Source organism: Streptomyces atratus (genome assembly GCF_014648655.1).
GTDB lineage: Bacteria > Actinomycetota > Actinomycetes > Streptomycetales > Streptomycetaceae > Streptomyces > Streptomyces atratus.
The window spans coordinates 96,353-110,477 of record NZ_BMRN01000011.1; the positions used below are offsets into that span (position 1 = coordinate 96,353).

8 protein-coding genes, 1 tRNA gene and 2 pseudogenes are annotated in these 14,125 nt (G+C 71.1%); 2 read left to right on the forward strand and 9 right to left on the reverse strand.

Annotation, left to right across the window (positions count from 1 at the left end; genetic code table 11):
* Positions 1-12: 12 nt before the first annotated feature.
* Both IEZ15_RS20215 and IEZ15_RS20220 read right to left on the reverse strand, forming a co-directional pair.
* Positions 13-249: a hypothetical protein gene (locus IEZ15_RS20215; RefSeq protein ID WP_189278668.1), complete on the reverse strand. Its 237-nt coding sequence runs from the start codon at positions 247-249 to the stop codon at positions 13-15.
* 237 nt (positions 250-486) lie between these two features.
* Positions 487-1,874: pseudogene (locus IEZ15_RS20220) on the reverse strand (alpha-lytic protease prodomain-containing protein).
* A 91-nt stretch (positions 1,875-1,965) separates the two neighbouring features.
* Here IEZ15_RS20220 and IEZ15_RS20225 point away from each other — a divergent pair.
* Both IEZ15_RS20225 and IEZ15_RS20230 read left to right on the forward strand, forming a co-directional pair.
* A pseudogene (locus tag IEZ15_RS20225) lies at positions 1,966-2,679 on the forward strand (DUF2804 domain-containing protein).
* A gap of 38 nt (positions 2,680-2,717) precedes the next feature.
* Positions 2,718-3,398 carry a phosphotransferase gene (locus tag IEZ15_RS20230; RefSeq protein ID WP_189278671.1) on the forward strand — a complete coding sequence of 227 codons (681 nt, stop codon included), beginning with the start codon at positions 2,718-2,720 and terminating at the stop codon, positions 3,396-3,398.
* On the opposite strand, the gene IEZ15_RS44850 is transcribed toward IEZ15_RS20230, so the two are convergent.
* The 7 genes from IEZ15_RS44850 to topA form a co-directional block, all read right to left on the reverse strand.
* Positions 3,372-3,767 carry a serine hydrolase gene (locus tag IEZ15_RS44850; protein ID WP_229845992.1) on the reverse strand — a complete coding sequence of 132 codons (396 nt, stop codon included), beginning with the start codon at positions 3,765-3,767 and terminating at the stop codon, positions 3,372-3,374. The two genes, IEZ15_RS20230 and IEZ15_RS44850, sit on opposite strands and share 27 nt — an antisense overlap.
* Positions 3,725-3,988, reverse strand: coding sequence for a serine hydrolase (locus tag IEZ15_RS44855; RefSeq protein ID WP_308427426.1), 264 nt, complete (start codon positions 3,986-3,988; stop codon positions 3,725-3,727). The genes IEZ15_RS44850 and IEZ15_RS44855 overlap by 43 nt, the downstream gene beginning before the upstream one ends.
* Before the next feature lie 317 nt (positions 3,989-4,305).
* Positions 4,306-4,379: transfer RNA gene (locus tag IEZ15_RS20240), tRNA-Thr, on the reverse strand.
* Between the two features lie 119 nt (positions 4,380-4,498).
* Positions 4,499-6,025 carry an alpha/beta hydrolase gene (locus IEZ15_RS20245; RefSeq protein ID WP_189278672.1) on the reverse strand — a complete coding sequence of 509 codons (1,527 nt, stop codon included), beginning with the start codon at positions 6,023-6,025 and terminating at the stop codon, positions 4,499-4,501.
* Positions 6,026-6,131: 106 nt separating this feature from the next.
* Positions 6,132-7,337, reverse strand: coding sequence for a DNA polymerase III subunit delta' (locus tag IEZ15_RS20250; RefSeq protein WP_189278674.1), 1,206 nt, complete (start codon positions 7,335-7,337; stop codon positions 6,132-6,134).
* A 185-nt stretch (positions 7,338-7,522) separates the two neighbouring features.
* The gene (tmk, locus tag IEZ15_RS20255) at positions 7,523-10,684 is read right to left on the reverse strand and encodes a dTMP kinase (protein WP_189278676.1); all 3,162 of its coding nucleotides are present in this window, start codon (positions 10,682-10,684) and stop codon (positions 7,523-7,525) included.
* Between the two features lie 276 nt (positions 10,685-10,960).
* The gene (gene topA, locus IEZ15_RS20260) at positions 10,961-13,819 is read right to left on the reverse strand and encodes a type I DNA topoisomerase (RefSeq protein WP_189278678.1); all 2,859 of its coding nucleotides are present in this window, start codon (positions 13,817-13,819) and stop codon (positions 10,961-10,963) included.
* Between the last annotated feature and the right edge of the window lie 306 nt (positions 13,820-14,125).

Genomic DNA, 14,125 nt, shown 5'->3' on the forward strand with positions numbered 1-14,125 from the left:
GCCACCTGCGGATCACCCGCCGGAGCCGGGCGTACTCGACCCCCCGGGCCCTCCGCTCCCCTGTTGTTCACCCGTATCCGGCCCCGGAGCAGGTCGTGCGCCCGGTCCGCCGTCGAACCCGGCCAGCCCGTGATCGTAGTGCGCGGGACGCAGATGCTGATGCCGATGCCTGGCATTGAGCATGTGGATGACGAACGCCGCGATCGCGATCATCGCGAGGACGACCACGACGGTGACCAGGGTGTTCATGCGGTACCGGCCCCCTTCGATGCGCAGGCCGACAAAGGCGGCTCACCGGGAGCCGTACACATCCAGGCTACTCCGCGGACCGGCGCCCGCCCCCGGACAGCGGCCCCACCGCTTGCGCCCCACAAGGGCCCGGACCGCATGATGCTCCGGCCCGGGCCGAGCGCGGCGTGCGCCCCCGCGAGGGAATCCCCGGGGCACGTCCGCGCAGCGGTGGTACGCCTGCGCCGTGCTGCGTATCTACCAGCGTTCCCACAGCGCGGGAACGTTCGGCGGTTCCCAGCCGACGATGGCCGAGTGCGCCTGCAGACAGCGGTACATGACCCCGCCGTACGTGACACGGTCTCCCGCGTTGTACAGCGATCCGGCCGCCCAGGTGGAGCCGGGCGGGTCGGTCGGCGGGTCCGTCGGGTCGGTGGACGGGTCCGTCGGAGTGCCGCTGATGACCAGGGTGAGCCCATACGCCTGGAGCGCCGGGTTCACCGGCTGGAAGTACGTCGTACCGCCCTGGGAACAGTTGCCGGAGCCGCCGGAGGTGACGCCCTGCGCCTGGCTGCCGGAGATGAACGAACCGCCGGAGTCGCCCGGTTCGGCGCACACATCGGTGCGGGTGACCCCGGAGACGGTGCCCTCCTGGTAAGTGACGCTGGTGTTGCGCTGCTGGACCGTTCCGCAGTGCCAGCCGGTCGTCGAGCCCGAGCGGCAGACCGACGACCCCTCCAGCGCCTCGGTGGATCCGGTGACCGTCACATCGCCGTTGCCGTACCCGTTCACCAGGGCGCGTGGCGTCCAGTTGGTGTTGGTGGCGACCCAGGAGTAGTCACGGCCGGGGAAGGTGGAGCCCTGGAAGGAGCCCTGGGCCTGCTGGTTGTAGCCGCTGGCGCTGACCCCGGGCGTTCCGCAGTGACCGGCGCTGACAGAACCGGACTGGCTGCTGCCGCGCTTCACGGGGAAGCCGATGGAGCAGCGCCCCGAGCCGTTCATGTAGTGCGCGTCACCGCCCCGCAGATCCGCGAACGTGCGTGGTTTTTCGCTCGATCGACTCACCGTCACCATGTCACGCGGCACATCCGCCGCGGCGAGGAAGGCATCGGCAGCCGAGGCGCGGGCGGCCTGCACGACCACGCGATTGGTGGCCACGTCGACGTACCAGGCGGGTATGCCCTTGGGGGCCCTGCCCAGTGCCACCCGGTCCAATGCGGCCTTGACCGTGTCGAGTTCGGCCAGGCTGTGTTCGACGACGACGGGCCTGGCGCCGGCCTTGCCGATCCGTGCGGCGTCCGTGGCATCGGTGGTGGCGACGGTCAGGGCGGCGTCGTCACCGCTCACCAGGGCCCCGGCGAAGTCCCCTCCGAGGGAGCGCTTCAGCCAGGCGGCGACGGCCGCCGCCCGGGACTCGTGGCCGATCCTGCCGCGCGCCTCGGCGGCGGTCAGTCCGAGGTCGCGCCGCATGGCCTTCAGCAGACCGGGCGAGAGCTGGCCGGTGCCTGCGGCGGTGGAGGTGGGAAGGTGGGGGGGGAGGGATCGGCGGATGCGCTGCCGGTCAGGCCGGCCAGCGCGAGTACGCCGACGGCCACGGTGGCGGTACACGCGGCCAGGGCACGTCTGCGGAGGATGGATCTCTCCACGGAACTCTCCTTGACCTCGGGGGAATTGCCGCCAAGGTAGCCGCGTACACGTCAGCCTCAGGAGATCCCGTTCTCCCCCTCACTTCGCGTTATGGGGCCCGTGACCGGCGGCGTCAGGGCCTGCCCGGCCCCGAGCCGCCGGGCAGGCCCTGGGCTCCGCGCATGGCCACAGGTCGACCTTTTCGCCACTCTGCCCGCCGGCCACGAAACGCTGTCCGTCGTCGTGCCGTGGAGCGAGCGCCGCTTCCAGTACACGTCGAAGCACACGGCCCGCCCGGCCTCCGGGACGGTCCGGATCGGGGACAGAGTCCTGGAGTTCGGCGAGGACGCCTGGGCCGTGCTCGACCACGGCCGGGGCCGCCGGCCGCGCTCGGTCGACCGGAACTGGGGCGCCGCATCGGGCCTTACGGGCGGTCACACAGTGGGGCTGCAGTTCGGCGGCCGCTGGACGCGGGGCACCGGCGCCACCGAGAACGCACTCTGCGTGGACGGCCGGCTCACCGAGATCGGCTAGGAGCTGGAGTGGCGCTGGTCGCCCGACGACCGCATGGCCCCGTGGACCATCGGATCGGCGGGCGACCGGCCCGTGGCGGACCTCACCTCCACCGCGGACGACCGGCCCCTGGTGGACCTCACCTTCACCCCCTTCCACAACCGCTCCGCCCGCACCGACGCCGGTCTGATCGCCAACCGCACCGACCAGTGCTTCGGCCATTGCACCGGCCGCGTCCGGGACGACAAGGGCCGCGAGATCGCCGTGGACCGGCTCCTCGGCTGGGCCGAGGACGTCCATATGCGCTGGTGATCTCCCCGTGCCGCCGCCCGCACCCATAGGTTCGTCCCATGCGAATAGGTGAGCTGCTGGGTGCCGGACGATCCGCCGATGTGTACGCGCTCGACGAGAAGTGGGTTCTGCGCCGCTACCGCGACGGCATGGACGCCACCCACGAGTGGACGGTCATGTCCTACCTCAGCGCCTACGGCTACCCGGTCCCCCAACTCGGCCCCCGTGACGCCGAGGCAGCCCCTTGCGACCTGGTGCTGCAACGTCTGAGCGGCCCTACGATGCTGCAGTCCCTGCTCTGCGGGGATCTCTCCGCGGCCGAGGCCGGCACCGTACTGGCCGGTCTCCTCGCCGAACTGCACACCGTCCCCGCCCGGCTCTCCCCGCACCCCGAGGACCGGATCCTCCACCTCGACCTGCACCCGGACAATGTGATGCTGACGGACCGGGGCCCGGTGGTGATCGACTGGAGCAACACCGGGGAAGGCGTACCGGCCGCGGACCGGGCCATGTCGACCCTGATCCTCGCCCAGGTCGCGGTCGACGCCCGTTCCCCCGCTTCGGCGGGCGCCCGCGCCCTGCTGGATGCCCTGTTGCCGCACTTCTCCGCCTCCGGCGGCATCCCCGACCGCCACCTCGCCGAAGCCGCCTCGCGCCGCGCGGCCAACCCGACGATGAGCCCGCACGAGGTGGCCCTCATCGGCCGGGCGACGTCACTGATCACCGAGTTGGCGGGCTGAGCACCCGGACCGCCGCCCCGCCCACCAACCCGTTCGGCGCCCCGCCGGCTGGGCCGGCAGCGTATGGATGTGCTGCGGGGTCACGACACGGGTGATCGCCTCGACGAAGAGGAGGCTCGGTTCGGAGCCCTGGTAATCGGTGTCCGTGTTGAGAAGCACGACCAGGGTCGCCTCGGACTCCGGCAGATGGATGACCAGGGACTCATAGCCCGGCAGCGAGCCGTTGTGGCCGATCCAGCCCTCGACATCGAAGATGCCCGGCCCGTAACCGGTGTTCGGCAGATTGCTGGGGCTCATCTTCAGCCGCTCGACCTGTGTGGCGGGGGTCACCAGAGTGCCGGTGACGAGCACGCGGGCCCGGATACGCATGTCGTGCTGGTCGCAGACCCTCCGGCGGCCCACGCCCAGGACGGGTTCCAGTCCGTCGCCTCCTCGGTCCTGCCGCTCGCCGTCCGGTCGGTGCAGCCGTGGGCGTGCGGGGCCGGGAACTCCGTTCCCCGCGGCAGGAACGTGTGATTCATTCCCGCCGATTCGAGGACGTTCCGCTCGATGTACTCCGCGAGCGGCCGACCGCTCGCCCTCTCCACCACGAGTCCCAGCAGGATCGCATTGGCGTTGCGTGGACCCCGGCACCCGATTCAGCCCATGCCGCCAGGGTGGAGGACGACCTTGGTCCGGCCTGCGAATCCGGCGGAACTCCGGATCGCTGGATCCGCACATGCCACCAGCCGATGCTCCCGGTGACCGTCCGACCGCCTCGGACATATCGGGCTCGGGCGGGACTTGACGCCTCTTCCACCCTCCCACCGGGTCACCTCATGTCAACCGGAGGCCCCTTGTGGCAGCGGTCGAGCAAACGCATAAGAAAAACCCCAGGTCACGGCGAGTGAGTCCTGGGGTTTCTCGGAGCCGCCTTCGGGATTCGAACCCGAGACCTACGCATTACGAGTGCGTTGCTCTGGCCAACTGAGCTAAGGCGGCACGCCCTGTCGCACCATGGTGCGATCAGCAGCGTCGCCAAGTCTACACAGTTTCCGGGGGTGCTCCGCACCAGCCCGGCTTCGGCCCGTTTTCGCAGGTCAGCGGAGCGCCGGATGAGATCAGGAGCACATCTTGCCCTTGGCCGGCGGGGTGCCGTCCAAGAGGTAGGTGTTGATCGCCGAGTCGATGCAGTCGCTGCCGCGGCCGTACGCCGTGTGGCCGTCTCCGCGGTAGGTGAGGAGGGTGCCGGAGGAGAGCTGGCCGGCCAGGGACTCGGCCCACTTGTACGGAGTGGCCGGGTCGCGGGTGGTGCCGACCACGAGGATCGGGTCGGCGCCCTTCGCCTCGATACGGTGGGGGGTGCCGGTGGGCCGGACCGGCCAGTGGGCGCAGTTCAGGGCGGCCCAGGTGAAGGTCCTGCCGAAGACCGGGGACGCCTTCTCGAAGCCGGTGAGTGCCTGGGCTGCGGCATTGGCGTCGGCGAAGGCGGGCGGCAGATCCAGGCAGTTCACGGCGGTGTTGGCGAACATCAGGTTGGCGTACGTGCCGTTCGGCTCGCGTTCGTAATAGCTGTCCGCCAGGGAGAGCAGGCCGGAGCCGTCGCCCTTCTCGGCCCCGGTGAGGGCGTCACGGAGCTGGGGCCAGGCCGACTCGTCGTACATGGCGGCGACGACTCCCATGGTGGCGAGGGATTCGGTGAGCTCGCGGGAGGCGCCGCTGGGGATCGGCCTGGCGTCGAGGCCGGCGAAGAACTGCTTCAGGCGGGTGGCCGCGTCGGCGGTGGAGGTGGTGCCGAGCGGGCAGTCCGCCTTCTTCACGCAGTCGGCGGCGAAGGACTTGAACGCGGTCTCGAAGCCCGCGGTCTGGTCGCGGTTCGCCTCGACTGCGGGGAGCGACGGGTCCATCGCGCCGTCCAGGACCAGGCGGCCGACCCGGGCAGGGAAGAGCTCGGCATACGTCGCGCCGAGATAGGTGCCGTACGACGCTCCGACGTAGTGCAGCTTCTCGTCACCGAGCAGGGCCCGCAACATGTCCATGTCGCGGGCCGTCTCGACGGTGGAGACATGAGGGAGGATCTCGCCCGAGCGCCGCTCGCAGCCGCTTGCGAACTCCTTGTAGGCGTCGCTCAGCCTGTTGACCTCGGTGGCGTCGTCCGGGGTCTGGTCGACCTGGGTGTAGGCATCCATCTGCGGACCGGTGAGGCATTCGACGGGCTCGCTGCGGGCCACTCCGCGCGGGTCGATGGCGACCATGTCGTAACGGGCCCGGACCTGGGCGGGATAGCCGATGGCCGCGTAACTCTGGAGGTAACCGACGGCCGAACCGCCGGGGCCGCCCGGATTCACCAGGAGGGAGCCGATCCGCTTGCCCGGTCCGGTGGCCTTCGTGCGGGAGACGGCCAACTCGATGTCGCTGCCGTCCGGCTTCGCGTAGTCCAGCGGCGCCTTCATCGTCGTGCACTGGAACCCCTCGACGCCGCAGTCCCGCCACTTCAGGTGTTGCGCGTAATACGGCGCGAGCGCCGCGGGGACCGATGGGGCGGACGGTGAGGCGCTCGTCGAACTGTCACTGCTGCAGCCGGAGATGAGGAGGCCGGCAGTGCCGAGCACGGTGGCAAGGATGCGGAGCGCGCGCCTGGTGTCCATCCCCGGAGCGTAGTCGCCGCGTGACGGGTCGCCCGCTTGTCTGCTCGTACGGGTGAAAAAGCAGTGACGAACGGCGATGGGCAGCGGCGATGAGTGATGAGTGGCGTCAGCCCGCACGCAGCGCCATCGTCATCGCCTCCACCGCGAGCAGCGGCGCCACGTTGCGATCCAGCGCCCGACGGCAGGCGATCACCGCCTCTATCCGGCGCAGCGTTCGCTCGGGCGTGGAGGAGCGGGCGATGCGGTCGAGGGCCTCCTGTGCGTCCGCATTGGCGATGGCGATCCGCGAGCCCAGCTGGATGGCCAGTACGTCGCGGTAGAAGCCGGTCAGATCGGTGAGGGCGAGATCGAGGCTGTCGCGCTGGGTACGGGTCTTGCGGCGCTTCTGTCTGTCCTCCAGCTCCTTCATCACCCCTGCCGTGCCGCGCGGCATCCGCCCCCCGGCGGCAGCGCCGAGCGCGGCCTTCATCTCTTCCGTCTCCTTGGCGTCGACCTCCTCCGAGACCTGCTTGGCGTCATCGGTGGCGGTGTCGATCAGCTCCTGGGCGGCCTTGAGGCAGCCTCCGATGTCCTCGACCCGCAGCGGAAGCTTGAGCACGGCGGCGCGACGGGAGCGGGCCTTCTCGTCGGTGGCGAGGCGGCGGGCCCTGCCGATGTGGCCCTGGGTGGCACGGGCGGCGGACGCGGCCCGCTCCGGATCGATGCCGTCGCGCCGGATCAGGACGTCGGCGACAGCGTCGACCGGGGGCGTGCGCAGCGTGAGATGACGACAGCGGGAACGGATGGTGGGCAGCACATCTTCGAGGGAGGGTGCGCAGAGCAGCCACACCGTACGCGGCGCGGGCTCCTCGACGGCCTTCAGCAGGACGTTCCCCGCGCCTTCTGTGAGCCGGTCGGCGTCCTCCAGAACGATGACCTGCCAGCGGCCGACGGCCGGGGAGAGCTGGGCGCGGCGGACCAGCTCGCGGGTCTCCTTCACACCGATGGAGAGCAGATCGGTACGGACCACCTCTACGTCGGCGTGCGTACCGATGAAGCTGGTGTGGCAGCCGTCGCAGAAGCCGCAGCCCGGTGCGCCGCCCAGGGCGCGGTCGGGGCTGGTGCACTGGAGGGCGGCGGCGAAGGCGCGGGCGGCGGTGGAACAGCCGGAGCCCGGCGGGCCGGTGAACAGCCAGGCGTGGGTCATCTTCGAACCCGGAGGCACCGGCTCCCCCGCGGAGTGGGCGGTGACCAGCGCATCGGCGTCCCGGGCGGCGGCACCGAGCTGCTCCTGCACCCGGTCCTGACCGACCAGGTCGTCCCATACGGTCATGGGTCACCGCCCTTCCGGTGGTGTGCGGCCGCGCGGCTGTCCTGCGATGCGGCCGCGCAGCTGTGATGTCACTGCTTGTCGATCCGGCTTCCCCGATCCGACTCCCATTGTGGGGGACGGGTCTGACAATCCCGGCAGCACCGCAGTCCGGCTGCCGGGCAGACCCGCCCGGCAGCCTCCGCGGATCAGCGGCGCGGGCGCCGTCCCCGGCCCGAGGGGCCTGAGCCCTCGTCGTCGCGGTGGTCGCCCAGCAGCTCGTCCGCCAGCGTCGGAAGATCGTCCAGCGGAGTCTCCTCGGCCCACTCGGGACGAGGGCGCCGGCCCCGGCGCTCCTGGTGCTCCTGACCGTCCCAGTGGTCCTGAACCGGCTGCGGCGCGACCGCATGCGGGTCGCTGAACTGCGGAAGCTCGCGCGTGCGCTCGTTCTCGCTCTCCCGGGCGGAGTCCGCCGGGCGCTCGTCACGGAAGATGCCCCGCGGAACCCGGTCTGCCGGATTCGCGTCCCGGGCGTCACGAGCAGCCCGGGCGTCGCGTACGTCCTGTACCGGAGGAAGAACCGCCGTCTCATCCGCGGCACCCGCCGCGCCAGGGCGCTCGGTCCGGTCGTGGATCTTCGGAATCATTGCCGTCTCGGCCTCGTCGGAGGGCGAGGGCGGGGTGACCGGCGAAGGCACCGGCTGCGTCACATCGTTCGGGTTGACGATCGGTGTCGGCACCGTGATCTCGCTGTCCGGTACGGACGCCGCCGCAGCCGCCTCCGCCCGGGCCGCCTCCGCCGCCGCCTCGGCCTGCCGGCGGGCTTCCTCGGCCCGCAGCAACGCCTCTTCGGCCTTGCGCTGCTTCTCCAGCCGCCGCGCCTCGGCCTCCTTGCGTAGCCGGGCCTCCTCCTCGGCCTGCCTGCGCAGCCGGGCCTGCTCGGCCTCGCGGACCGCTTCCTCGGCCGCCAGCCTCGCCCTCTCCTCCTCGGCCAGACGCCGGGCTTCCTCGGCCCGCTGCCGGGCCTCCTCCGCCTGGCGTTCGGCCTCGCGCCGGCGTGCCTCCTCCAGCTCCCGGCGCTTGCGCTCCTCCTCCTCGGCGCGGAGCTTGGCGAGCTGTTCCTGCCGCTCGCGCTCCAACCGCTCCTCCTCGGCCTTGCGGGCCGCCTCTTCCTCGGCCTTGCGCCTGGCCTCTTCCTCGGCGGCCTTGCGCGCCTCCTCCTGGGCCTTGATCTCGGCCTCGGAAAGCGGGAGGAGCTGGTCGAGCCGGTGGCGTACGACCGTGGTGATCGATTCCGGATCCTGGCCCGCGTCCACCACCAGGTAGCGGGTCGGGTCGGCTGCGGCCAGCGTCAGGAAGCCGGACCGTACCCGGGCGTGGAACTCGGGCGGCTCGGACTCCAGCCGGTCGGGCGCCTCGGTGAACCGTTCCCGTGCGGTCTCCGGGTCGACGTCCAGCAGCACCGTCAGATGCGGTACGAGACCGCTCGTCGCCCAGCGCGAGATCCGGGCGATCTCGGTCGGGGAGAGGTCACGGCCCGCGCCCTGGTAGGCAACGGACGAGTCGATGTAGCGGTCGGAGATGACAATCGCGCCCCGCTCCAGCGCCGGACGAACGACCGAGTCGACGTGCTCGGCGCGGTCGGCGGCGTACAGCAGTGCCTCGGCCCGGTTGGAGAGCCCGGCCGACGACACATCGAGCAGGATCGAGCGCAGCCGCTTGCCGACCGGGGTCGCGCCCGGCTCACGGGTGACGACGACCTCGTGGCCCTTGGCGCGGATCCACTCGGCGAGCGCCTCGACCTGGGTGGACTTGCCGGCGCCGTCGCCGCCCTCCAGGACGAGGAAGAAACCGGTCGCGGCGGGGGCGACGGCCGGGTCGCCGCCGCGCAGTGCCTCGCGCAGATCACGGCGCAGCGGCACTCCGGAGCGGTCGTCCGTCTTGGCGAGGACGATCACGGCGACGGGCAGCAGCAGTGCGCCGATCAGCATCAGCGCGAAGGCCGCTCCACCGTGGGCGAAGACGAAGTCACCGGAGGTCAGGCGGTGCTCGCCGATCGCGGCGGCCAGCAGCGGGCCCGCGAGCGCGCCGAGCGCGATGAGTACCCGCACGACGGCCTGGAGGTGTTCGGTGGTCCTGGCCCGGCGGAACTCCTCGGTCTCCTGGTCGACCAGGACATGACCGGTGCCGGCCGCGGCGCCCGCCGCGTATCCGGCGAGCACCGCGATCATCAGCACGGTCGCCGTGTCCGGCACGAGCCCCATGGCAAGGAGTGCGATGCCTGTGACTGCGGTGGCCAGCGCGAACAGCCGGCGCCGCGACAGCGCGGGCAGCACCTTCCCCGCGGTTCGGATGCCGACGCCCGTGGCTCCGGTCAGGCCGAGGATCAGCAGGGCGAAGGTGGCGGGGCCGCCGCGCAGGTCGGCGGCGTGCAGTACGGCGACGGCGGCAGCGGCGGCAATGGCTCCGGCGACTGCGGCAGAGGCGCCGACGATCAGCGGCACGGATCCGGTGCGGCCCTTGTCGCTTCCGCTGCCGTTCGACGGCCGGCGCAGGCCCTCCAGCGGCGAGCGCGGGCGGGGCGTCTGCGAACCGGGCAGTTCCAGGAAGTACAAGGTGGAGATCGAGGCCGAGAAGAGCCCGGCCGCGACGTACGAGCCGAGGGCCGCCTGGTGGAGCGAGAACCACTCCAGGCCCGAGCCCAGCAGATTGCCGATGAGCGTGGCGATCAGCAGGACGGCCGCGGCGGCCGGAATGGCGGCGAAGTCGGTACGGAGGGAGAGCCGGCGCAGTGCGTCGAGGTGGTCGGGCAGCGGACGTACGGCGGCGCCTTCGGGGGGCGGGGCGGGCAGCAGCGCGGGGGCGGCGCCGTCCTTGGCAACCGTCCACAGGCGTTCGGCTGCGCCGATGACGAAGACGGTGATGAGGATCATCATGAGCGCCTTGTCGGGCATCCAGTCGATCCACAGCGGTGCGACGACCAGCAGCGCGAGCCGCAGCCCGTCCGTCCCGATCATCAGCCACCGCCGGTCCAGCGGTCCTCCTGGCGCGGTGAGCGTCGTCAGCGGCCCCAGGAGTACGGCTCCGAAGAGCAGGGTGGCAAGGATCCGGGCACCGAACACCGCGGCGACGGCAAATGCCGCCCCTCGGTACCCGGCTCCGAATGAGCCCTCAAGGACTGCCGCTTGCAGCGACATCAGCACCAGCACGAGAAGGGCGAGTGCATCGCCGATGCTTCCGACGAGCTGGGCGCTCCACAACCGCTTCAGCGGGGGAACACGCAACAGGGCTCGTACGGCGCGCTCGCGTGAGTCTGCGGCAAGTGTGTCGGAGGTGGGGCTCACGACCGTTGGCTGCTCGGCTCGCGTCATCCGCCCAGCCTATCCGGAGCGGCGGGGTCCCCGGAGGCCCCGCCCGAACATATGGGCGTCCGGGGGGTGGGCGTCTCCAGCCCCGTCGGCGATGGGAAGGCATTCGCAGCCCCTCCGGCGCATGAGGAGCGGGGTCCGGGGCAGAGCCTCGGTTCCGGAAAGGGGGGGGTGGGGGACCAGCCCCTCCACAGGCGTCCCGCCCTTCGCCCGCCCGGCCCCGGTACGCAAACGCCGGAGGGGCTGGAAAGCCCAGCCCCTCCGGCGGTCGTCGTACGGTCAGTCCTCCACAGACGCCGCAGTCGCCTTCTTCGCCGCAGTCGCCTTCTTCGCGGTCGTCGTCTTCTTCGCCGCGGTCTTCTTGGCCGCCGCTGTCGTCTTCTTGGCCGCCGTCTTCTTCGCGGTCGTCGTCTTCTTGGCCGGGGCCTTCTTGGCCGGGGCCTTCTTCGCCGTCTTCTTCTTGGCGGGCCCCTTGGCGCGCTTCTCGGCGAGCAGTTCGTAGCCGCGCTCCGGCGTGATGGTCTCGACGCTGTCGTCGGTCCGCAGCGTGGCGTTTGTCTCGCCGTCGGTGACGTACGCACCGAAGCGCCCGTCCTTGACCACGACCGGAGCCCCGCTCACCGGGTCGGTGCCCAGTTCCTTCAGCGGCGGCTTGGCGGCGGCGCGGCCGCGCTGCTTGGGCTGGGCGTAGATCGCGAGAGCCTCTTCGAGGGTGATGTCGAAGAGCTGTTCCTCGGAGGTCAGCGACCGCGAGTCCGTGCCCTTCTTCAGATACGGGCCGTAGCGGCCGTTCTGCGCGGTGATCTCGACGCCGTCGGCGTCCTCACCGACGACACGCGGCAGCGACATCAGCCTGAGCGCGTCGGCCAGCGTCACCGTGTCCAGCGACATGGACTTGAAGAGCGAGGCCGTCCGCGGCTTGACCGCGTTCTTGCCGGTCTTCGGGGTGCCCTCGGGCAGCACCTCGGTGACGTACGGGCCGTAACGCCCGTCCTTGGCGATGATCTGGTGCCCGGTGACCGGGTCCGCACCGAGCTCGAAGTCGCCGCTCGGCTTGGCCAGCAGCTCCTCCGCGTACTCGACGGACAGCTCGTCGGGCGCCAGGTCCTCCGGCACGTCCGCGCGCTGGTGGCTCTCGGAGTCCTTCTCGCCGCGCTCGATGTACGGGCCGTACCGGCCGACCCGGAGCTTGATGTCGTTACCGACGGCGAAGGAGGAGATCTCGCGCGCGTCGATCGCGCCGAGGTCGGTGACGAGCTCCTTCAGACCGCCGAGGTGGTCGCCGTCGCCGTTGCCCGCGTCGGAGGCCGCCCCCGCTCCGGCCGTGTCGCCGGCGCCCGCACCGAAGTAGAAGCGCTTCAGCCACGGCACGGCCTGGGCCTCGCCGCGCGCGATGCGGTCGAGGTCGTCCTCCATCTTCGCGGTGAAGTCGTAGTCGACGAGCCGGCCGAAGTGCTTCTCCAGCAGGTTGACCACGGCGAAGGAGAGGAAGGACGGGACGAGCGCCGTGCCCTTCTTGAAGACGTAGCCGCGGTCCAGGATCGTGCCGATGATCGAGGCGTACGTCGACGGGCGGCCAATCTCACGCTCTTCGAGCTCCTTGACCAGCGAGGCCTCGGTGTAGCGGGCCGGCGGCTTGGTGGCGTGGCCGTCGACCGAGATCTCCTCGGCGGACAGCGCATCGCCCTCGGCGACCTGCGGGAGGCGCCGCTCACGGTCGTCGAGCTCGGCGTTCGGGTCGTCGGCGCCTTCGACGTACGCCTTCATGAAGCCGTGGAAGGTGATCGTCTTGCCGGACGCGGAGAACTCGGCGTCGCGGCCGTCGCTCGCCCGGCCGCCGATCTTGACGGTGACGGAGTTACCGACCGCGTCCTTCATCTGGGAGGCGACGGTCCGCTTCCAGATCAGCTCGTAGAGCCGGAACTGGTCGCCGGTGAGGCCGGTCTCGGCAGGGGTACGGAAGCGGTCGCCGGAGGGGCGGATCGCCTCGTGCGCCTCCTGCGCGTTCTTGACCTTCCCGGCGTACGTGCGCGGCTTGTCCGGCAGGTAGTCGGCGCCGTACAGCTGCGTGACCTGGGCCCGGGCCGCGGAGACCGCGGTGTCCGAGAGGGTCGTGGAGTCCGTACGCATATAGGTGATGAAGCCGTTCTCGTACAGCTTCTGCGCAACCTGCATGGTGGCCTTGGCCCCGAAGCCCAGCTTTCGGCTCGCCTCCTGCTGGAGGGTCGTCGTGCGGAACGGGGCGTACGGGGAGCGACGGTACGGCTTCGACTCGACGGACCGTACGGCGAACCTGGCGTCGGCGAGCGCGGCGGCCAGGGCGCGGGCGTTCGTCTCGTCCAGGTGCAGCACCTGACCGGAGCCGGACTTCAGCCGCCCGTCCGGACCGAAGTCACGGCCCTGGGCGATGCGGCGGCCGTCGACCGCGCTGAGGCGGGCGGCGAGGGCCGACGGGTCGGAGGCGTCACCGGTGCGGCCGGTGGCGAAGGTGCCGGTCAGGTCCCAGTACTCGGCGGAACGGAAGGCGATGCGCTCGCGCTCCCGCTCGACGACGAGACGGGTCGCCACGGACTGGACGCGGCCGGCCGACAGGCGCGGCATGACCTTCTTCCACAGGACCGGCGAGACCTCGTAGCCGTAGAGACGGTCGAGGATTCGGCGGGTCTCCTGGGCGTCGACCATGCGCTGGTTGAGCTCGCGCGGGTTGGCGACGGCCTCCCGGATCGCGTCCTTGGTGATCTCGTGGAAGACCATCCGGTGGACCGGGACCTTGGGCTTCAGGACTTCCTGCAGGTGCCACGCGATGGCTTCGCCCTCGCGGTCCTCATCGGTGGCGAGGAAGAGTTCGTCGGACTCGGCCAGCAGCTGCTTGAGCTTCCTGACCTGGGCTTTCTTGTCCGCGTTGACGACGTAGACGGGCTGGAAGTCATGCTCGACGTCGACGCCGAGCCGACGGACCTCGCCGGTGTACTCGTCGGGGACCTCTGCGGCGCCGTTCGGCAGGTCGCGGATGTGCCCGACGCTCGCCTCGACGACGTATCCGGGGCCGAGGTAGCCCTTGATCGTCTTCGCCTTGGCAGGCGACTCGACGATGACGAGTCGGCGGCCGCCCTGTGCGGTCTCGCTGGTCGGGGACAACTTCGCTCTTCTCTCCGGTCGGCACTCAGTGGGCATCCGGGCAGCGCCATGACGCTGCCGACGGTGCTGTCGCTGCGGAGTGTGACGGTACAACCCGCCCCCGTGTCAAACGGCAAAAGCCCGCAACGGCCACTCGAACGGTAACCCGACTTCCGCCATTCCTGCCGCCCGGACTGCGCGGTCCACTGCGCGCACGGCCGCTGCCTGCGGGTTTCTGGTTGCTGTGGCGGAGCTGCCGGCCCCGGCGGTGAGAGGGGACGATCCGGGCGTGTTCCCTGCCACTGGCCGCCGTGCCCTGCGGTTCCC

What these genes read in the sequence shown, in the direction of transcription:
- IEZ15_RS20230 (WP_189278671.1), top strand. Translation starts at nt 2,718, where the DNA reads ATGCGAATAGGTGAGCTGCTGGGTGCCGGACGATCCGCCGATGTGTAC.
- IEZ15_RS44850 (WP_229845992.1), bottom strand. Translation starts at nt 3,767, where the DNA reads ATGCGTATCCGGGCCCGCGTGCTCGTCACCGGCACTCTGGTGACCCCC.
- tmk (WP_189278676.1), bottom strand. Translation starts at nt 10,684, where the DNA reads ATGACGCGAGCCGAGCAGCCAACGGTCGTGAGCCCCACCTCCGACACA.
- IEZ15_RS20215 (WP_189278668.1), bottom strand. Translation starts at nt 249, where the DNA reads ATGAACACCCTGGTCACCGTCGTGGTCGTCCTCGCGATGATCGCGATC.
- IEZ15_RS20250 (WP_189278674.1), bottom strand. Translation starts at nt 7,337, where the DNA reads ATGACCGTATGGGACGACCTGGTCGGTCAGGACCGGGTGCAGGAGCAG.
- IEZ15_RS20245 (WP_189278672.1), bottom strand. Translation starts at nt 6,025, where the DNA reads ATGGACACCAGGCGCGCGCTCCGCATCCTTGCCACCGTGCTCGGCACT.